15 protein-coding genes are annotated in these 18,552 nt (G+C 71.6%); 1 reads left to right on the top strand and 14 read right to left on the bottom strand.

Features of this window, described 5'->3' with window-relative positions; translation table 11 throughout:
- Nucleotide 1 precedes the first annotated feature (1 nt).
- The 9 genes from HG542_RS14625 to HG542_RS14585 all read right to left on the bottom strand — a co-directional run bounded on the left by HG542_RS14625 (nt 2) and on the right by HG542_RS14585 (nt 11,137).
- Complete coding sequence (locus tag HG542_RS14625; protein WP_229922733.1) at nt 2-328, bottom strand: PAAR domain-containing protein; 327 nt, start codon at nt 326-328, stop codon at nt 2-4.
- A 51-nt stretch (nt 329-379) separates the two neighbouring features.
- Nucleotides 380-2,191 carry a VgrG-related protein gene (locus tag HG542_RS14620; protein ID WP_171081440.1) on the bottom strand — a complete coding sequence of 604 codons (1,812 nt, stop codon included), beginning with the start codon at nt 2,189-2,191 and terminating at the stop codon, nt 380-382.
- Nucleotides 2,192-2,239: 48 nt separating this feature from the next.
- Complete coding sequence (locus tag HG542_RS14615) at nt 2,240-2,935, bottom strand: CIS tube protein (protein WP_171081438.1); 696 nt, start codon at nt 2,933-2,935, stop codon at nt 2,240-2,242.
- 36 nt (nt 2,936-2,971) lie between these two features.
- Nucleotides 2,972-3,403, bottom strand: coding sequence for a phage tail protein (locus HG542_RS35950; protein WP_171081436.1), 432 nt, complete (start codon nt 3,401-3,403; stop codon nt 2,972-2,974).
- Nucleotides 3,387-4,262, bottom strand: a complete 876-nt coding sequence (locus tag HG542_RS35945) for a hypothetical protein (protein ID WP_171081434.1) — start codon at nt 4,260-4,262, stop codon at nt 3,387-3,389. Before HG542_RS35945 ends, HG542_RS35950 begins: the two co-directional genes overlap by 17 nt.
- A 4,046-nt stretch (nt 4,263-8,308) precedes the next feature.
- Nucleotides 8,309-8,470, bottom strand: coding sequence for a DUF6760 family protein (locus HG542_RS14600; RefSeq protein WP_171081432.1), 162 nt, complete (start codon nt 8,468-8,470; stop codon nt 8,309-8,311).
- A complete protein-coding gene (locus tag HG542_RS14595; protein WP_171081430.1) occupies nt 8,467-8,952 on the bottom strand; it encodes a hypothetical protein in 486 nt (161 codons plus the stop codon). The genes HG542_RS14600 and HG542_RS14595 overlap by 4 nt, the downstream gene beginning before the upstream one ends.
- Nucleotides 8,949-9,422: a phage tail protein gene (locus HG542_RS14590; protein ID WP_171081428.1), complete on the bottom strand. Its 474-nt coding sequence runs from the start codon at nt 9,420-9,422 to the stop codon at nt 8,949-8,951. Before HG542_RS14590 ends, HG542_RS14595 begins: the two co-directional genes overlap by 4 nt.
- 53 nt (nt 9,423-9,475) lie before the next feature.
- Complete coding sequence (locus tag HG542_RS14585) at nt 9,476-11,137, bottom strand: phage tail sheath family protein (RefSeq protein ID WP_171081426.1); 1,662 nt, start codon at nt 11,135-11,137, stop codon at nt 9,476-9,478.
- A gap of 430 nt (nt 11,138-11,567) precedes the next feature.
- Here HG542_RS14585 and HG542_RS14580 point away from each other — a divergent pair, with 430 nt between their 5' ends.
- Nucleotides 11,568-12,143, top strand: a complete 576-nt coding sequence (locus HG542_RS14580) for a hypothetical protein (protein ID WP_171081423.1) — start codon at nt 11,568-11,570, stop codon at nt 12,141-12,143.
- A 126-nt stretch (nt 12,144-12,269) separates the two neighbouring features.
- On the opposite strand, the gene HG542_RS14575 is transcribed toward HG542_RS14580, so the two are convergent.
- From HG542_RS14575 to HG542_RS14555, 5 genes are all read right to left on the bottom strand, one after another.
- The gene (locus HG542_RS14575) at nt 12,270-12,779 is read right to left on the bottom strand and encodes a hypothetical protein (protein WP_171081421.1); all 510 of its coding nucleotides are present in this window, start codon (nt 12,777-12,779) and stop codon (nt 12,270-12,272) included.
- Nucleotides 12,780-12,836: 57 nt separating this feature from the next.
- Nucleotides 12,837-13,973, bottom strand: a complete 1,137-nt coding sequence (locus tag HG542_RS14570) for a NucA/NucB deoxyribonuclease domain-containing protein (protein ID WP_171081419.1) — start codon at nt 13,971-13,973, stop codon at nt 12,837-12,839.
- A 155-nt stretch (nt 13,974-14,128) separates the two neighbouring features.
- Entirely contained in the window at nt 14,129-15,811 is a 1,683-nt protein-coding gene (locus tag HG542_RS14565) for a hypothetical protein (RefSeq protein ID WP_171081417.1), read from the bottom strand.
- Nucleotides 15,801-16,622: a T3SS effector HopA1 family protein gene (locus HG542_RS14560; RefSeq protein ID WP_171081415.1), complete on the bottom strand. Its 822-nt coding sequence runs from the start codon at nt 16,620-16,622 to the stop codon at nt 15,801-15,803. The genes HG542_RS14565 and HG542_RS14560 overlap by 11 nt, the downstream gene beginning before the upstream one ends.
- A 52-nt stretch (nt 16,623-16,674) precedes the next feature.
- On the bottom strand, nt 16,675-18,486 hold the full coding sequence (locus HG542_RS14555) for a hypothetical protein (RefSeq protein ID WP_171081413.1): 1,812 nt from the start codon (nt 18,484-18,486) through the stop codon (nt 16,675-16,677).
- Nucleotides 18,487-18,552 lie beyond the last annotated feature (66 nt).

The following is an 18,552-nucleotide window of genomic DNA, read 5'->3' as shown; positions in this document are numbered from 1 at the left end:
CTCAGCCCCCGATCATGACGGTGGGGCAGCCGCCGGTGACCGTACCGGGGCCGGCCACGCTGCCCTTGACGACCGCGGGCATCCCGCCGATGAGCACGGGCTTGGGCAGCGGCAGGGGGACGACGGGTACGGGGGGCGGCGGGACGGGCGACCCGGGCGGCGGCACGACGTAGGCGCACAACGAACCGACGGTGGCGGCCGGTTGGCCCCCGATCAGAACCGTGGGCACTCCGGGCAGCCCGAGCGTGCCCTGGCCCACGGGCGCGGGGACCGGGCCCGGGTTGGGGAGGTAGGCGATCGCGTCGCCGACGCGTGCTGCGGCGGGCATGGGTTGTTCTCCTTTGCAGACGGCTTTGCGGGCGGCGGGAAGTCCCGGCCGTCAGTTGATCTTGACGGGAAGACCGGTGATCTCGGTGGGGCCCGTGCCGGCGAGCTTCGCCGTCGCACCGGAGATGTCGAGCGTCCCCTTGGCCTTGACATCGACCTGAGGAGCCGAGAGACCGATGCTCTTGCGGCCGACCACGGTGACGTCGTCACCCACCAACTTCAGCGGGCCGCTGGCAGTGTTCACCGTGACCCCCTTCTCGGCGGTGATGCAGACGGTGCCGTCGCTGCGCAGGGTGATCTCGGTCTTGTGCTGGTCGAGCCGGACCGACAGCTTGTTGTCGCCGGTGATGAGCGTGGCGCCCACCTGGTGTTCCCGGTCCGCGTCCAGCAGCTCCAGGCGGTGGCCCATCTTCGAGGCGAACGACCGCCAGTTGGCCTTTCCCCGGCCGTCGACGAGTTCGAGGCGGTGCGGGTCCGGTTCGTCCACCGGCTTGTCCACGCCGTTGTACAGCCCGCCCAGCACGTACGGCCGGTCCAGGCAGCCCTGCTCGAAGCAGACGAGCACCTCGTCGCCCACCTCCGGCAGCACCACGCCGTGCCCCCGGCTGCCGCCCAGCTGCACGGTGCGCGCCCAGTTGCTCTCGTAATCCGGTGACAGCCAGGGAAGTCGGAGCTTGACGCGGCCCTGTTTCTGCTCGTCCTCGATGTTGACGACCGTGGCGGGCATGACGCCGTGGAAGCGGCGCAGACCCGCCTCGCCGTCCCCGGGACGTCCGGCGGCGATACGGTCGGTTCCCTCGTCGACCGTCAGCTCGGTCAAGTAGCCGGAGTCCGGGTGGAATTCGTGGCGTACGGACGTCACCGCGTACCGTCCGTCGAAGCGCTTGCCCAGGCCCTTGAGCGTCACCGCGGACCGCAGCCGCAGCCGCGGCTCCCCGCGCACGACTGCCCGCAGCCCGGTCAGCCCCGCGGCCACCTCCTGCGCCATGGCCTGCGCGACGTGCTCTGCCTCGCTCTGGACGCCGCGCGGCAGCCCGGCCAGGAGCAGCGGCTCGCCGCGCACGACGCTGCGCTCGGCATGCCAGGTCACGTCGCGGGACGGAGCCGTTCGCGGTGCCGGCTGCGCGACGACCGGCTGCTTGCGCTCGGGGTCCCAGCCGCGGACCACGACCGAGGTCACCTGATCCCGCAGGGAGGCGACGGAGGAGACTTTCAACAGGTTCTCGCCGAATTCCAGGGCGAACGGGCTCTGCCGGGACGGCGTGCCCTTCGCCGGCGCGCCAGAGGCGCGGGCCGGTTTCTCGAAGTGCAGCCTGCCGTCCCGGAGAAACAGGTCGCAGCCGCTCTCGCGGGCGAGATGGGAGAGGAAGTCCCAGTCGGACATGGCCGGTTGGGTGAGGAACTCGTACACCACACCGGGGTCGTCGATCTTCCCGGTGCGCACTCCTGCCAGGTCCGCGATCTTCTGGGCGATCTGCCCGGCGGACATCTGCCGGTAGGCGAGGACGCGCGTGCCGCGGCGGAGACGGTGTGCGTGGTCCAACGCGCGGATCACGGTGAGCACTCCGCCGCCCGCCGCGTCGCCGTCGGCCGAGGCGCGCGCCTCGCAGTCGGTGACCTCGCCTTCGAAGAGATCGTGTGTGCCGTCGGGGCCGAAGGCGGACACCTTGACGGCGCTGCCGAGTTCGATACCGGTCTGCGTCAGGAGGGACGCTCCGCGCGGGTCCCGGAAGCCGAGCTCGGCGGCGGCCGGGGTGCGGGCGTTCTCCGTCACAAAGGCCCAGGCGAGGGCGATGTCACAGGCGGGCGGCAGGTGCCGGCCGTCGACCCAGATGCCCAGTCCGGCTGTATGACGTGCCGTCATGTCCTTGTCCTCTGTCGTGCGGTGGTGAAAGGGGGCAGCTGGGAGGGTTCAGCGGTCGGCGACGCCCGGCAGCAGCAGGGTCCGGCCGGCCTCCAGTCGTGAAGGATCCGCGATGTCGTTGGCCTGGGCGATGGCCCGCCAGCCGTCGGCCCGGCCGGTGCTGCCGAAGGCGACGGACTGCAGCGAGTCACCGCGGACGAGGACGTAGGACTGCCGGGAGGAGGGCGAGCCGGAGGTCGGGTTCTGCCCCTGCGTCGTCGTGCCGATCTCCTCCAGCGAGATCTCGCATACCGCCCGCAACGGCTCGCCCTCCGTCGAGAACCGCGTATACGTCGCCTTCATCCGGCTGATGAACGCGAGGAACGACACCGTCTCGAAGCCGCCCCAGCGGAACCTGACCCACGGAGGGGAGGGCTGGTCGTCCGCCCGGCTGCTCTCGGTGGGCGTGCAGCAGCTCAGCAGGGCACGGACCCGGCCGTCCACGGACTTGTCCTGGGAGTCCCTCTTGTCCAGGACCACGGACATCGCCAGCACCCGGGGACGGCTGCCGGTGAACTCCGGCACGGACGTGTGCTGGGCGAGCCGCGCGTTGTGCCGGGCCAAGGACACCTCCTTGACCAGGGAGAGCTCCGCCGGATTGAACTGGAACTCGATCGTCTCCTGGAGCCCTCCGGGCCCTGCCTGGCCGCCGGTCGGCGGCGCATAGATCTCCAGAGTGGCCTTGACCATCTTCTTCTCCGGCACGTGCCCTCCTTTCAGTTCAGTTGCTCGGTGCGTGGGCTAGGCCTTGCGGATGAAACCGCCGTAGACGAACTCGATCTCCTCCATCGCGATCGAGCCGCCCGCGGCGTCCAGACTCGGTCCCCGCCAGGCCACCGGCATCACGTCCCGCAGCTCCCACTTGGCCAGTTCGCTTCCCTTCTGGTCGAGGCAGGCGATCTGCCCCGTGGAGAGGGACGGTTCACTCACGGACTTCTGGACCCACTGGCACAAGTCCTTCGAGTTCCTTCGCACGGCGCGGGTCACGACCAGCGGTGCGTACTTGATCCGAGTGTTGAGGTGGATCGCGGACTCGTTGACGCCGCCTTCGACGACTTCGTCCACCTCGACGGACAGCGCGAGTCCGCTGCATCGGGTGAAGAGACCGAGATCCTCGCCGTCGATCGACAACGAGAACTGGTTGATGGGGCTCGCATCAGGCTCGGTGGGCACGGCCTGTACCTCCGTCTCTCGTGGTGGTGTTCTGCGATTCCTGGTGCCGGTCCTGGCGCAGGACGGCTTGCGGGATGCCCCAGTCGGGCACGGGCACGGTGCTCTCGGTACTGCCGGCGAAGGCGGTCGCCGGGGTGCCTGTGTTCCGGCTGCCGGGCTCGGGGGCGTGTGCGGCGATACGACGGAACACGGGGCGGCCTGGGCCGACTTGGGGCGGGTTGGTGGGGCGGGGGGTGGAGGTTGGGCCGGCCTTCGGCGGGTCCTCGGCGGTCGAGCCCCGGAGGAGGAAGAGCGATGCCAGGGCCTGGCGGAGGCGGGTCGGAGCCTCGTGCTCGGGGACGGAGAGACGGGCAATGCGGCGCGGGCCTGTGCGGAAGGTGGGGGCGGTGTTGTCGTCGGGGTGGGTGCGAGGGGTGGGGTGCGGCTCGGCCGGGTGGGTGTCGTGCCGGGGGGTGTCGTGGGACGTGCGTGGTTGCGCGGACGGGGACGGGGCACCGGCGCTTTGCCCAGGGCGCGAGGGGGCTCGCGTCTCCGCCTGGGCGGCGGGGGCGCTGCTGTCCGGCCGGTTGGCGGGGGGACGGCGTCGGTCGTCGGTGGGCGCTGTGTCCGGGGTGGGCCTGTGCATGGATGGCGGTGCGGCTGCGCCGTGGTTGGTGCGGGTGGCAGGGGGTGCTGTGGTTCCGGTGCCGGTGTTGCCGGTGCCGACGTAGGCGTAGGCGTCGGTGCCTGCACGGCCCGGCTCGCCGGAGGCGGGTGTGGTGGGGAGCCGGTCGGCGTCGACGGCGTTCGGCTCGTGAAGTCCGGGTGCGGTGGGGCGTTGCCCGGCGTCGGCAGCGCTCCGCTCGTGGGGAACGGGCACAGTGCGGCTCTGCCCGCCCTCGGCGTGCCGCTGTTCGCGAGGCGGTCGGGCGGCGGGCAGGCCGGGCCCACGGAGGGCGTCTGGCTCTTCCGCCGTCGTGGTCCCACCGTGTGTGAGGGACGGTGCGTCGGTGGGACGGACCGGGCGCGGGCGCGCCTGGGGGGCCTGGCCGAGGGGCACCGAGACGCTGTCGGAGGTGCCGGGCGCGTTGTCGGCCGACGGGTGCGTGAGGCCGTCCTGCGGACCCCCAGCGGGGGAGTGCGACGGACCGGCCCCGCGGCGCCCGGGGCGATCGGTGAACGGGAGGCGTCCCGGGGCGGGGTGCGCTGCTTGTGCGGGCAATGGTGTGGCCAGTTCGCCCAACGGCTGGGCGCTGAGCGGCTGTTCGCGGCGCGCTGCCGTGTTCCGCGGGTTGCCACGAGACCGGTCGGTTCGTGCCGGGGACGGTTCGCCGATAGGCATGTGCAGGGGCGTGAGGGCACGCGGATCGACGGCCTTGCGCGGGTGATGCCTGCCCCCTTCGGAGGACCGGGGAATCGCGTCGGTGGCCGGACCCGCAGGGCGGGCGGCGGCCGTACCGCGCGGGGAAGGCGGGGACTCCTGCCCGGCGTCGGATAGAGCGGGCCCACGGCCCCGGTCCACAGGTGCGCCCGGGTGGCCGACGAGCGGAAACTGCTCCGGGGCACGGTGTGCCGTCGGGGTGATACGGACACGCGTGGCCTGGTCGGCAACCGTGGCATGGCTGCGCCCCCGGTCGCGGGAAGCCGCGGCGCGTACCGGGCGTTCAGGAAGTTCATCGGTGTACGCCGGGAGCGGCGCGACCGTGTCACGGTCCTGCGGGTCAAAGGCGCGTGTGGCCTCGTGCGCGGCGTCGTCGGCCGCTGCACCGGACGACGACGCCTCGCTGACGCGTGCGCCCGTGGTGGCCGCATCTGCATCGTCGGAGCCACTGCCCCGAGGTGCATGGGGGAGCAGGAGATGTCCGCCTGCTGCAGGAAAGCCGCTGTCCCGTACCGGAGTTGCCGGGAGGCGGGTGTTCTCCGGGCAGTATCCGGTGCGGACCGGATCCGGTGCCTGCGACGTGCTCGTGCTCTGGGCGTCGGCGAGTGCCGGCTCTTCGGTCACCGGACCGGGGAGGGGAACGCCTTTGTGCCCGGCGGGGGTTGCCGGGCCAGGGGGAGGCGTGTGGTGCTCCTCGGTGTGGTCGGTATCGCCTCCGGGGGTAGCCGGGGGAAGCTGCCCGGACCTCGGAGCCGTCGCGATTCGGCCGCGCTCCTCGGTGCCCGTGGTCGGGCGAGCCGACGCGGCGGTCGTCGGTCGCCGCTGCGGCTCGCGGTGGCTGCCGGGGGCTGTCCCGGGCTCGGGGGCGTGCCGGATCCGGGTGTGGGAAACGGTCGCACCCAGGCCCCCAGCACCGGACCGTGCCGGGGACGCAGGCACGTCAACGGCCCGCTGGGAACCGGCTTCCGGCGCCTCGTGGTCCGAGGGCACAGCGTGCGCGTCGGGGCGGGGCCAGCGCATATCGACTGTCGGCAGGGCGGCATGCGAGAGACGCACCGGAGCGGACGACTCCAGCGCCGTCTCCGGCCTGCGGGCGGAGGCCGAAGAGGCCCTGGCCGGTGCCTCGTTGGCATCGGCCGCGCCGCGTTCCCTGGGCTGCCTGTCACCGGTATCGGAGAGCGCTTCCATCGCCGGGTCCGTCTGCTGTGCCGCATGCTCGTCCACCGGCTCCTGCTCCGGCTGCCGCTCATGCCGAAGCAGGCTCTCGTGCGGGGCAGCGCGGCGCGGGGTGTTCGGGCCGCTGGTCGGCGGGGTCGGCGGGGTCGGTACGGCTGAGGGCGTCGCGACTGTGTCGCTGTCACATCCTTCGCGTTCGTGGACGGAACCTGGACTTGTTGCGCCGGGCCCGGTGCGGGACATGCTGCGGCCGGGAGCAGCCAACGCGTTACCGGGCGCGGCCGGGGACGCCGGGTGGTCGGCCTTGTCCTCGATGTTGTGGTGGTCTTCGTGGCGTGTGTCGTGCTTGTGGGCGGAGTGTGTTGTGGTGGGCTTGGTGGGGTAGGTGATCGGGCCCGGTGCGGTCGACGCGTTGGCCGGGGGCACGGACACGGCCGGTGACGTTGGGGTATCGGCCCTGCTCCCGCGACCCGGGACGTGGTTTGTCGCGTCGGCACCGGCGGGAGTTGTGGTGCGGCAAGGGGTGTCCGATGCGTCGACCGCGGCAGGTGGTGTCGTGGTGTCGGCCGTCCCCCCGTTGAGTGCCTCACGTTCGCGGGCAGAGGTGACGGATTGCGCCCGGAGGGCGTCTGCGGCCCGGCCGAAGGCACCCAATGCGCCGGGCGGCAGGGTGAGTGCCGCTGTAGATCCCGGCGCGCCGCCGGTTGTCTCAGGCTGAGCATGCTGTACGTGCTGCTCGTTCGCAGGGTCCGTCGCACTGTCCCCGGCGAACGAAGCTGCTCCGCTCGAGCCCGCGTTGCCGCGCGGCGCAGGTGCCTCCGCGCGTGCTGTGTCCTCGCCTTCTCCAACGCTCGCGACATTCGGGGGCGTTGTCGCGACTGTCTTCTCGTGCGTGACACCATCAGGGGTGGAGGCGGCTGCAGCGTCGTCTGCCGCGTTGTCACTGAGCGCAGGCTGCTGTCGGTCCTGGGGCGCAGCCCCGGTGCTGGGCGAGGGTGTGACCTGGTCGGGCGCCTCGGACGTACGGCCTTGCATAGCGGTTCTTGCTGCAACCGACGACGTGTTGTTGTCCGCGTGCGCCGCCGCAGCAGGCGAGCTGGCGAGGGATACCTGGTTCACTGTGCCGCCGGGCATGCTGCGCTCATCGACCGGAGCCGCCGGGTTCTCCAATGTTCCGTCTTCGTTCTCAACCGCCGTGCCGGCGCAGCCCGGAACCGTTGCCTCCGGCTTGGCCCACGGAAGGTCCGCGCCCGAAGCATCCGGCGTGGTGCTGAAGAGGCGGGCGGGCGCGGCCGATGGTGCCGGTCCCTCTGCAACCCGCCCGCTGCCGGGGGAGGGCGAGCCGGAGTGCGTGTGTGACCCCTGCGCTGGGGAGCCGGGAGTGGCACGCTCTTCAGCGTGAACCGCGACCGTGGTGCGGGACCGGGGCGTGGCCGAGTCCGCAGCGCCCGCTGTGCCGGCCTGCGGCACGGTATCCGCTTCCGACTTTCCGTGCCCGGCCGTCGCCTTCGTGTGCGTCACGTGCTCGTCCTCGCGGACGGCCTTGCTCCCGCCCTGAGGCACGACCCAGGACGCAGCGTCCCGGGCATCGGCCCGAGGGGCGGGCTCCACGCCGACTGCCGGATCCGTCGTATGCGGGACCGTACCGCGCTCGTCGTCCGGAACCGCCGTTCCCCGGGGCGTCGCCAGGGCATGGGAGTTGCGCTCCGGGGAACGGCGGGGTCGAGGGGAGTGCTCGGCCCCGCGACGGGGCCGCGGGCTGCCAGGGCTCACAGCGGCGTCCGGCACAGGGCCCCGCGGAGCAGCCTCCGCACCCTCCGTGGCCTCTTCGTGCACTGTCTCCCCGGCAGTCCGCCAGTACAGCTCGGCCACCGGACGGCGGGAAGGCAGCCCCGTCGTGTCCCACAGCCCTGCCCGCGCCCGGAACACCAGGGGTGCCTCCGTGTCGATCAGAGTGGTGAGTTCGCCGCTGAGCCGGTGGTCGCGCAATGCCGTCAGCCGCTCCGTCATCCGCCGGACAGCGGTGACCGGTGTCAAGTCGCCCGCCGCGACAGGGCGGACCGTCCCCGGCAGCACCACCGGAACCCGTACCGTCACATCGGCCGCCGTCTCCAGGGCAGCCTCTGCGGAAACATCGGCAACGGCAGAGGCAGCGGCAGAGGCAGCGGCATCGTCATCGGTGTCAGCGCAGAAGACCACATCCGCGCCGGTATCCGGCCGGGCAGCCCCGCCCCGGGAAAGTGCGGGCACGCCGGCCACCACGCCCGCCCCGGGAACCGTGCGCCCCCCGGCGTCGTTCGCGACCTCCGCGCCGGACCAGGCCACCGCGCGGCGGCCGGCGGTGCGGATGATCCGGTCGAGCATGCCCGTCAAGTCCCTTCCGCGAGGCGTCGATTGATGAGGGTGATCTGGCTGATCCACGAACGCCGCTCGATGTGGTCCATGTCGAGCAGCTGGTCGTGCGGCCAGTGGAAGTGGTAGGCGATGTACGCGAGTTCGGAGCGCAGGTCCTCGGGCGCGTACGTCTTCATTCCCCCAGGCGGCTCCCCAGGTCCACGTCGAACTCGTGATGGCACTCGGGGCACGCTGTCGATGCGAGCGAGGTGCCGTCCGTGTTGATCTTTTCGTAGAACTTCTGCAAGTACGCCAGGTCCGCCGCGAAGAACTGCTCCACGGTGTTCGCGTCGACGTTCTTCAGCGTGCCGAGCCGCGTGATGAGCCGGCCGAGCAGCACGACCGACAGATATGCCGGGTTGTCCCGCACCCGCATGTCCATCAGCGGCAGCAGTTCGTCCCGGGCGGTGGCCAGCCGCATGACGCCGTGCCGGTGCACCTTCCCGTCCTCGTCCACGTATCCGCGCGGCAGCGTGAAAGGGAATTCGGTGCGGAGAGCCGCGGGCCCGCTGTCCGGGCCCGCGGTCCCCGGCGAGAAAGCGGGCGCGTCGTTCTGTGCGGACGCTGCGGACGCCCCCGGCGCGAGCGGCGACCCTTCGACCACGCGCCCGCGCCTCATGCGATCTCGACCCGGTCGCACTCGATGGTGAACGTCTCCACGGTCACGCCGCTGGACTCGGCGCTGACCTCACCGGCGCTCCACGAGCTGACCCAGGCCCCGATCAGGTTGAACTTGATCTCCTTGTTGCCCTCGGCGTTCCGGTAGGTGATGGACGCCTGAGACTTCTCCGCGGTGATCGCGGAGCCCCCACCCCGGGAATAGGCCTTCTGGATCCAGTCGGAGACGAGCTTGTTCTTGCCCTTCTCCTCCATGGTCCGGGTGACCCGGATGCTCGGTGCCTTCGGGTTGCCCGCGACCTTGTTCATGGACCACTTGCCGTCGGAGCCCACCTGGGGGTTCTCGACGACCTCCAGGCTGACCTCCAGGCCGCTGACGCTCTTCAGCTGCTCGAGCTGGACGCCCTGGAGCTCGAAAATGAAATTGTTCGAAGTGAGCGGTCCACCGACCTTGTTGTCCGGCTGAGCCATCGTTGCTGCTCCTTAGATATTGGTGACTGTGCGTTGAGTGAGAGAGGCTGGGGCTACTCGCCGCCACCACCGCCACCGCCCAGGGATTCCTGGGCGATCCGGAAGACGACGAATTCGGCCGGCTTCACCGGAGCGACACCGATTTCGCAGACGACCTGGCCGGCGTCGATGACCTCCGGCGGATTGGTCTCCGCGTCGCACTTGACGTAGAACGCCTCGTCCGGGCTGGCGCCGAACAGCGCTCCGGCTCGCCATTCGTTGTGCAGAAAGGCGCTGACATTGCGCCGGACCGTCGACCACAGCCGCTCGTCGTTGGGCTCGAAGACCACCCACTGCGAGCCCAGATAGACCGACTCCTCCAGGTAGTTGAAGAGACGTCGGACATTCAGGTAGCGCCACGCGGGGTCGCTGGAGAGGGTACGGGCACCCCAGATGCGGATACCGCGCCCGGGAAAGCTGCGGATGCAGTTGATGCCCGCCGGGTTCAGCTGCTCCTGCTCGCCCTTGGTGACCTGCACACCCAGATCGAGAGCGCCGCGCACCACTTCGTTGGCCGGGGCCTTGTGCACGCCGCGCGCCTCGTCGTTGCGGGCCCACAGACCCGCGACGTGGCCGGACGGCGGCATCAGGAAGCCCTTGCCGCTGACGGGGTCGGCGACCTGGATCCACGGGTAGTACAGGGCCGCGTACTTGGAGTCGAAGCCCGCCTCGTTCTGCCGCCAGTCATAGACCTCGGAGGGGCTCATGTCCGGCAGCGGGTCGAGGATGGCCATGCGGTTGGCCATGTTCTCGCAGTGGTTGATCATGGCCAGCTGGATGGCCTTGACCTGCTCGCGGCTGACGCTGCCCTTCTGGTGGGCGGCCATCAGGTCGGGGGCGACGACCATGGTGATGTCGTCGATGGCCTCCAGACCCGACAGGCCGGAGCGGTCACTGACCTTGCCCACGTAGCGGCCGACCACGTCCTTGGTCACTGCCTCAGCGGTGGTCACGCCTTCGGAGGGAGCGGCAGGCAGCGCCAGGGTGGAGGACTCCGGCAGGGCGAGCGCGGCACCGGCCGTGCTCTCCTCCACGAACACGAACTTCGAGTGCTGCTTGACCTGCGTCACCACGTACGAGGCCGAGGACTTCTCCGCAGAGACGTCGAAGGCCTCGGTGGTGACACCGTCCACCTTCACGGTGAAGGAGAACAGATCCTCCGCACCACCGGCCTCCGGCGCACCGTCCTTGCCCGCCTTGGCCTTGTCGGCCGCCTTGTCGGCCGTCTTGTCGGCGCTGCCGGCGGCGGCGGATCGCCTCGCCTTGGGGTCGCCCGGCTTGCGCTGCACGTCGACCGCGATCTCCCGGCCCGCGGCGGCCGGCAGCGCCGCCACCTTGAAGCCGCCGAGCACCTGCGCCGGCGCGGCAGCGCTCACGGCCTGCGCGCCCCCGACGGCGTCCGCGTCCGCGGCCTGCCCGCCGACCCGTACGACATAACAGGTACCGCCGCCGTTGGCGAAGTAGCCGTAGACCGAGTGGGCCAGGTAGGAGCCCTCGACGAAGTCGCCGAACGTCTTCGTGTACTGGCTCCAGTTGGTGATCCGGACGGGCTCGTTCAGCGGCCCCTCCTCCGCGAAGCCGACGAACGCGGCGACCGCCGTGGCCACCCCCTCGACCGGCCGGGAGCCGCCTGCGGTCTCTTCGACGAACACTCCGGGAGACAGATAGTTTGCCATCCAGCTCTCCTTCACATGAGTTGTCCCGATGGGGAATCCATTTCGCAGATCGCGCGCTGTCCGCCTGCACGGCAACAGGGACAGCACCGATCATCCGTCGGGGCTGGAGACACTTCTCTTGCCGCACGACTGGCTCATTGCCGGTTCCGGCCGTGGATTCTGGTTTTGATCATCGTCAAGGCGCGGATGCCGTGTCAAACCATTCGCGAATCCAGGGGAGTTGGCAGCGAATTTGTCAACCGACGGCCAGGTCGGGATCAACTTTCGGCGACAAAAGGAGCGTCGCGGAGGCGGGCACTACCGCGAGGGTTTACCCGTGTCCCCTCACGGTGTCAGGCCCTCTTCAACCCTCTGCGGGATGCGCGGGCTTCGATGGCTTCATAGTCTCTTCCCCGATCGCTCCTCGACGTCCTACGGGAGGGAACTGATCATGAGCACACTCCGCAAGACCGGCCTCACCCTGGCCGCCGCCCTGCTCGGAGCGGGCGGGGTGGTCGCAGGAGCAGGCAACGGCTCCGCCGCCCCGCTGAGCCCCTTCGCGGCCCAGGGGCGCAACGCAGGCCTCAGCTCCACCCAGATCGCCGGAGTGCAGAGAGAAGTCGACACCGTCATCGCGCAGTCGGGCGGCAAGCAGGTCGCACTCGACAAGGTGGCACTGTCCGATGCCTCGGCCGTGGTGGTCACCGTCCCCGGGGAAAGCCGGGTACGGGACCTGAGCGCAGGGAAGTCCGGCATGTACGCCCCGGGCAACTGCGGTCAGCAGAACTTCTGTGCCTACAAGGGCCGCAATTACACCGGTTACGAATTCACCATGTGGAAGTGCCGGACCTGGGAACTGCCCGGCGACGGCTGGGGCAGCGGCGGCTCGTGGTACAACAACCAGACGCCGGGCACCCAGGCGGTGATGTACGGCAAGCACATGCAGTGGGTCTACACCACGCCCCCGGCTCCCTTCGGCGACCCGCACGGCAACTGGAAGCCCGTCTGGTTCATCAAGAACTGCTGACCGCGACTCCCTGTCCGGCGGTACGGAGGTCCGCCGGACAGGGCCGGGAGCGACTGCGACCGGATCACTGCCGAATCATCGGGTGTGCGGGCCGGGCGACACCGACGTCGCCCGGGCCGCGGCGCCCTACGCTCTCCAGCCGCGTGCCGTCTCGCTCGTGGCCTTGATGACGTCCGCGACGTCATCCGGCGCGGCCCAGACCTGGATCAGGTACTCCTCCTGCGGGTCCTCGTCCTCGCGGGGGTCGCCGTCGTCCCGGTGCCGGCCGTGCACCCGCAGCCGGTAGGTGCCCGGGCCGGGCAGGGCGAGGCGGTGCGCGGCGTCGTCGCCGTCGCCGGTCGTGCCGAAGTCGACGAACGGCGAACGCCATGCGACAGAGACCTCGGCGGCGTCCTGCCAGGCCCCGAGATCGTCGACCGGGGGCGGCGCGCCGTCCCACAGCTGGGCGGTGACGGCGATGCTGCCGATCTCCTGCCCGCACAGGATGCGGGCGCCGTCACCCGCCGGGTCGGCCTCGACCAGGCCGTTGCCGGTCCACTCCGGCTCGAACTCCACCACCAGTTCGGCCCCGGCCAGGTCGACCGTGGAGGCGTCCACGTGCACGGTTCCGGAGGTCTGACGGATCAGGACGGGCATGACATCACCCTCTCGTGAACATGTGAACACGTGAACACCCCACCTCTCGCGGAGCGGTCAGTCGTGGCCGCAGCCGACCGGGCCGTACGGGCTCGGCTCGCCGAGGTCCCGCTTCGCTTTCGGCACGTTGACGACCTGCACATAGAATGCATCGTTCTCCAGTACGCGCTGCCCGTTCAGATCGGCCTTGCGCACCGAGCCCTCACGCGAGTTGGCCCGCTCGTTCAGGAAGTGGCAGCTGTAGTCCGGGTTCCGGCTGGCGCCCTCGTAGGTCTGGGCGAAGGGGTACTCGTCGCAGGTCAGGTCGGGCCGGTTCGGCGGACGGGGCACGCCGGTGCCGCAGGCCACGTCACGGTTCCTCCCCTGCAGCGTCTGGTCGAAGGTGCGGTGCAGCGGGTAACGGCTGTTCACCACGCCCCACGGGTGCTTGAGATTCCGCTGCGCCCACAGCACGTGCCAGCCGACCGCGGCCACGCGCGCGTTGGTCACGTCGATCTTGTACAGCGCCGGCACGTCCGGGTACACGCAGCCGCCGGTGGTCTGCGGAGTGATCCGCGGAGTGCTGTCGCACCGCGGTCGGAACGTCGAGCCGATGACCGCCGAGCCCTTGTCGTGCCGGGGTGCCGACAGCGTGGCGTACGGGCGGATGCTGTCGCTCACCAGGGCCCGGCCCGGCGAGGTCACGGTGAACTGGTAGGTGACGGTGAGGCCCGGGAACAGGTAGCGCTCGCCGGATGCGGGCACCTGGCAGTGGCCGCAGTCGAAGCCCACCGAGCCGTTCGTGGCGAAACCGGCCCACGTGGTGGGGTCGGTCAGGCGCAGCGTGACCGTCTGATGCCAGGTGTAGCGGTTGCGCGGGTCCAGCGTCGCGGTGGACTTCGCCCACAGGTTGGCGGTGCCTTCCGGCACCTTGTTGACGGTGTACTCGACCGGGATCCTCCAGTACGAGCAGGACTGGGTGCGGGTGAGGACGGACTCGCCCGGCCGGCAGTCCAGGTCGCCGGCGGCGGTGGCGTCGGTCTTCGTCACGGTGCGCAGCGTTTCCGGCGCGCCGAGCGTGATGGCCCTGTGGCCGTCGCCGGAGTCGGCCGGTGCGGCGGAGGCGGTGCTGCTGACCCCGAGCGGGATCAGCAGTGCGGTGCCGACCACGGCAACCAGCCGGCGCAGCCGGGCGGTTGTTGCTCTCTTGTCCATGGTGATGTGAGGTCCTTTCGCTGGTTCCGCGAAATTGACCTGCTCATGCTCAAACTGGTCAGGTGGCGCGTCAACGCGAACGGGAAACCGTGGTCGAGAACGTCACGCGTCCCCCTCCGGTCGCCCACGACCGGAACCCACGCAGCCGGGCCGGATCAGCTGTCGACCCCGAGCCGGTCCTTCCACACGTGGACATGCTCGGCGGGGGCGAACCGTCCCGCATACGCAGGGGTGTTGAGCACCCGCTCGTACGCCGCATAGTCCGCCGCCAGTCCCGACGCCTGCTTGGCCAGGTCGCGCCCCTGCTTGCGGAACGCCTCGAACTCGTCCTCCGCAATCCCTCCGCCGAAGCACGAGGCGAAGCACGAGGTGAACACGCCCCCGCGAGCACGGGCCTTCTCCGCCTTGTGCACAGCCCGCGCGAACTCCTCCGCCTGCGCCAGGTGCGTCGCCTGCTGCTCCCGGAACAGGGCGTTCGCCCCGTCGCGGCCCAGCCGCGGGATCATGTCCCGCACCGTGCGGATGCGCTTCTCGTCCTCCACCCGCGACAGCAACTCCTCCAGCGGCTCCGCCGGATGAAAGCCCTGCATGTCGGCGATCCGGCCCCGCAGGAAGTCCGGCAGCTCGGCGGCGAGCTTCTGCTGGGTCTCCAGGGCATGCGGCCCGGTGAACGGCAGCAGGTACTGCAGCGCGAAGACCGTGCGCAGATTGTCCCGGCCCGTGAGGAACAGGGCCTCGGCCTCCAGCTGCTTCAGCTTCTCGCTCTCCCTGTCCCGGTGGAACACCCGCAAGGGCATCGCGGCCCGCTTGCGCGCCAGCCGGTCCTGGTGACGGAGCAGGAACTCCTCGACGTCCCCGGAGCGCGCGGCGGCGTGCTGGGCCCGGCTGCCCACCGCCGTCTCCCACAGCCGGCGCGACAGCGGATCCCGCAACCCCGCCAACCGCTCCACGTGCGCGTCGAGTTCCTGCGCGGGCAGGCCGGTCAGGGAAGCTGCGAAGGCGCGGGCCTCGCGCTCGTGCAACCAGCGCTCGACCGCCCCGTGCACGGCAGCGGCCTGTGCCGCCTCCGCCTTCCCGGACGCGGCGCCCGCCGCCTTGGCCAGCAGCCGTTCGGCCGCACGGACGGACTCGACGGAGTGACCCGCCAGGTCGAGAGCCGTCCCCGCCCCCACCGCCTGCCGTGCGGCGGCCGCGACGGCCGAACCCGTCACGAAGTCCTTCTCGTCGTCCGTCAACGTGTCCAGCTGCGGCAGCGTCGCCGCCAACTGGTCCGCCAGCCCGCCCAGATGCGCCACGTCGGCCTTGCGCCGGCGCCGCGCGAGACGGGCCCGCCGCGGCTGCAGTCCCGGCGGCAGGCACTCCAACAGCCCCTTGTCGCGGCCGCGTTCACGCGCCTCGGCACGCCACCCGGCCACGCGCGCCTCCGCCGCCGCCCGGTAGCCCTCCACACCGCCCTGGGCGGCCACGGCCTTGAGCAGCCCCAGCCGTACCGCGGCCGCCGGGCCGGCCGCTTGCGCCGCGTCCAGCGCGAGCATCCGCCCGGCCTCGCCGCCCGACAGCGGGCCCGCATCCCGCGCGGGATCCGCCCTCCCCAGGCCCCGGCGGATCCGTTCCAGCAGCGCGTCCGCCCAGCGCCGCGGCGCCGACCGGGCCGCACGCCGACGCTCCCGCTCCTCCTCGTGCCGCTCCTTCTGCACCGCGGCCCGGGCCAGTTGACGCAGTTGCAGATCCGCCAGCGACGGCGCCGTGGGGGCCGCGGGCACCGCAGCGGACGTCTGCCCTGTCTGCGACCGCGCCGCGGACGACTTCTTCGGCTTCGGCAGCAACTCATGCGTCACGGACGCAGGTCCTTTCGAGAGACGGTGAGGACAGGTTTCGGGCAAGCGCCGTCGGGTCGATGCCCGCGCGGAGGCACGCCGTTGCGAGGACATGCGGTAGATCGGCACCCACGGGCGCCGTCGCCAGCGCCTGCGCCACCACCGCCGCCCGATGCCGGCCGAAGTCCGGCCGGGGGCCCGCGGGTTCCCATCCCGCCGCCACCCCCGCCCCGAGCGGCTCCGCGAACCGGGACACCGAGGCGCCGACCCCGGGCAGCCCCTGCACAGCTGCTGCAACGGCGCCGGCAGCGTGCCGGTCCGCGGCGGAGAGCCGGACTGCCAACGCATCCCGCCGCGGATGGCGGCCGGGATCCGCGAGAACCCGGGCGACGAACGGCACGCCCGCCTCCACCTCCAGCGATCGCAGGACGGCACCCCAGACCGCCGGCGCGAGTGCCGGACCGACGAGGTGGACGTACACGCGCAGCGTCTCGCCGCCCGGCTCCTGCGACCGCGAGCCGCACGCCGTCAGCCACCCGGGCGAGCCGTCCGGCACGAGCCGGCAGCTGTCCGGCACGACGCCGGCGAGTACCGCCTTGTACGCGACGTCGGGACACGGCGGCTCCGGAGGCAGCGTCGGCGCGGGGTGCCCGATGTGCAACAGCGCGTGGAGCGCGACGGCGAGCCGGCGCCCGAGCTCCTCGGGCGAGCCGCCGGGGATCCGGTGGCCCAGAACGTAGGCGGCGTGCCGGTCCTCGGCGATCTCGACGCCGCTCAGCGCCGCGAACAGATGGGTGGAGGAACGGTGGGGGACAGGGACGTCGAGGGTCACGGAGGCCCTTTCGGTGTCATGTGGCGTGGCTTGCAAGAGAAGTGACGGAAGATCAGCTGCGTAAGTACGCCTCTCTGACAAGCCTGCGCGCAGCATCCCGCCGCTCGCGCGGCACCGCCGCGACCACATGCGGCGTGGCGATGCGCAGGCCCGTCGCGGCCGTGCTCACGTACGGCGTCATCTCCAGCACCGCCGGCAACACGATCTTCTGCGCCGCCCAGCCTGCCGCCTCGCCCGGCGTGCGCAGACGCCGCTCGCGCATGTACGCGGGCGGCAGCCCGCCCGCGACGGCGGCCTGTGCGTCCTTGACGTCCCGCACGGCCTGCAGCAGCCGGTCGACCGAGGCGGTGTCGACGGTCTGCGCGTGCGCGTCGTACCGGACGGGCACGCGGTTGACCGCCTCCTCGGCCGCGCGCAACGGCGCCTTGTCCATCGCAGCCGGCTTCTCCGCACCGGCGTAATGGGCCACCATGCGGCCGGCGTTGGCCAGCCGGTACAGGTTCTTCACCGGGTTCACCACGATGCTCGGAACGGCCCCGCCCGTGACGGCGTTCACCGTGGCCTTGACGGGGGAGAAGAGGTAGTCGAGGTACATCGCGCTCTCCCACCACCGCTCCCAGGAGTCCTTCAGTCCGGAGAACGCGTGCGGTGCGCCGACCTTGCCCTTCGCCCATGCCGAATACGGGCTGTCGACCAGGTTCTTGTCCGCCACCAGTTCCTTCGGCTCGACCAGCAGGGTGCGCTGCGAGTAGTCCCGCTGCCCCGACTGCTCGTGGCTCTTGCGCGGCTTGTAGCCGAACTCCCGGGCGACGGCCGACTCGTTGAGGCGCCACACCGTGCTGCGGGTCACGGCCGTCTCGTCGTACGCCTTCGCCAGGCCGGCCGCCTCCGCGGGCAGTGCGTCGCGGAAGGTGCGGGCGGTGCGCGAGGCGGCCTCGAAGGCCGGCAGCTGGAGGAAGGTGTCCGCGTGCAGGAAGGAGACGCCCGAGGCGCCCAGCACCGCGTGCCGCAGTGCCGTCTCGTCGCCCAGCGCGACGGCGGCGCTGCGCGTGGTCGCGTACGTACCGAAGGCCCCCGGCGTCAGCGTCCGCGGCACCGTGACGGGGGACGTGTCGTACGCCCCCGCCAGCGTGTGTGTGGCGTGGCACAGCAGGCTCGCCAGCATCACCACCGGGCTCCACAGGAACGCGTCCGTGACACCGCCGAGTTGGAGCACGGTGGCATACGGAAGACCGATGACCGCACAGCTGCCGCGGCCGTCCTGCGCCGCCTCCGCGTCCCGCGGCACGACGGCCGTCGAGCGCAGGTCCCGGCCCGCGTTGGCGATCAGCACCCGGATGTCCCCGGCGGGCCGGGGCGTCCCGCCCGCGGGGTCGAGCTCGCGGAAACCGCCGTCGTGCCTTCCGGTGCCGGGGGCCGGCACGGGCAGCAGCTTCGGCACCGCGGCCGTCAGCGCCCTGCCGCTGGGCACCTGCCCCAACTGGTCCACCAGTTGCGCCGCGTACCCGGTGAAGGAGAGCCCGCCTGCGGGCCTGCGGTCCTTCTCCCGCCCCCGGGCCCGGCGCAGCGCCTCGGCGACCGGCAGCACGGTCTTCTGCAGGGCCTTGGTCGTCAGCCATGTGTCGGGTACGCCGTCGTGCCGGCGCTGCCAGTACGGCCGCGCGGTGCCGCCCGTCACCGACTCCAGCGGTTCCTCGGTGCAGGCGATGCCGGGGGCGAGCATGACCGCGTCCACGTAGTACGGCTCGGGAGGACCACTGCCCTGCCGCCGGTCTCCCAGGTACAGCCGGCGCCGCCGACGTGCGGGGGCCGCACTGCGGCCGTCGGCCGGGGGCCGGGAACGCTCGGGAGCGCAGGGGCGCATGGCTGACTTCACGTGGACCCTCGGATTCTCGCTGCCGGTGGCTACGACGATCGCAGCGCCGAAGGC

This window comes from Streptomyces morookaense (assembly GCF_013030945.1).
In the GTDB taxonomy this organism is placed as follows: Bacteria; Actinomycetota; Actinomycetes; order Streptomycetales; family Streptomycetaceae; genus Streptomyces; species Streptomyces morookaensis.
Note: the sequence above shows the minus strand (reverse complement) of the source record. Positions and strands in the feature narration are given on the sequence as shown.

Excerpts from the sequence above, each read along its gene's own strand:
- HG542_RS14625 (WP_229922733.1), bottom strand. The coding sequence starts at position 328 with ATGCCCGCCGCAGCACGCGTCGGCGACGCGATCGCCTACCTCCCCAAC.
- HG542_RS14620 (WP_171081440.1), bottom strand. The coding sequence starts at position 2,191 with ATGACGGCACGTCATACAGCCGGACTGGGCATCTGGGTCGACGGCCGG.
- HG542_RS14600 (WP_171081432.1), bottom strand. The coding sequence starts at position 8,470 with ATGAAGACGTACGCGCCCGAGGACCTGCGCTCCGAACTCGCGTACATC.
- HG542_RS14595 (WP_171081430.1), bottom strand. The coding sequence starts at position 8,952 with ATGAGGCGCGGGCGCGTGGTCGAAGGGTCGCCGCTCGCGCCGGGGGCG.
- HG542_RS14590 (WP_171081428.1), bottom strand. The coding sequence starts at position 9,422 with ATGGCTCAGCCGGACAACAAGGTCGGTGGACCGCTCACTTCGAACAAT.
- HG542_RS14585 (WP_171081426.1), bottom strand. The coding sequence starts at position 11,137 with ATGGCAAACTATCTGTCTCCCGGAGTGTTCGTCGAAGAGACCGCAGGC.
- HG542_RS14580 (WP_171081423.1), top strand. The coding sequence starts at position 11,568 with ATGAGCACACTCCGCAAGACCGGCCTCACCCTGGCCGCCGCCCTGCTC.
- HG542_RS14575 (WP_171081421.1), bottom strand. The coding sequence starts at position 12,779 with ATGCCCGTCCTGATCCGTCAGACCTCCGGAACCGTGCACGTGGACGCC.
- HG542_RS14570 (WP_171081419.1), bottom strand. The coding sequence starts at position 13,973 with ATGGACAAGAGAGCAACAACCGCCCGGCTGCGCCGGCTGGTTGCCGTG.
- HG542_RS14555 (WP_171081413.1), bottom strand. The coding sequence starts at position 18,486 with ATGCGCCCCTGCGCTCCCGAGCGTTCCCGGCCCCCGGCCGACGGCCGC.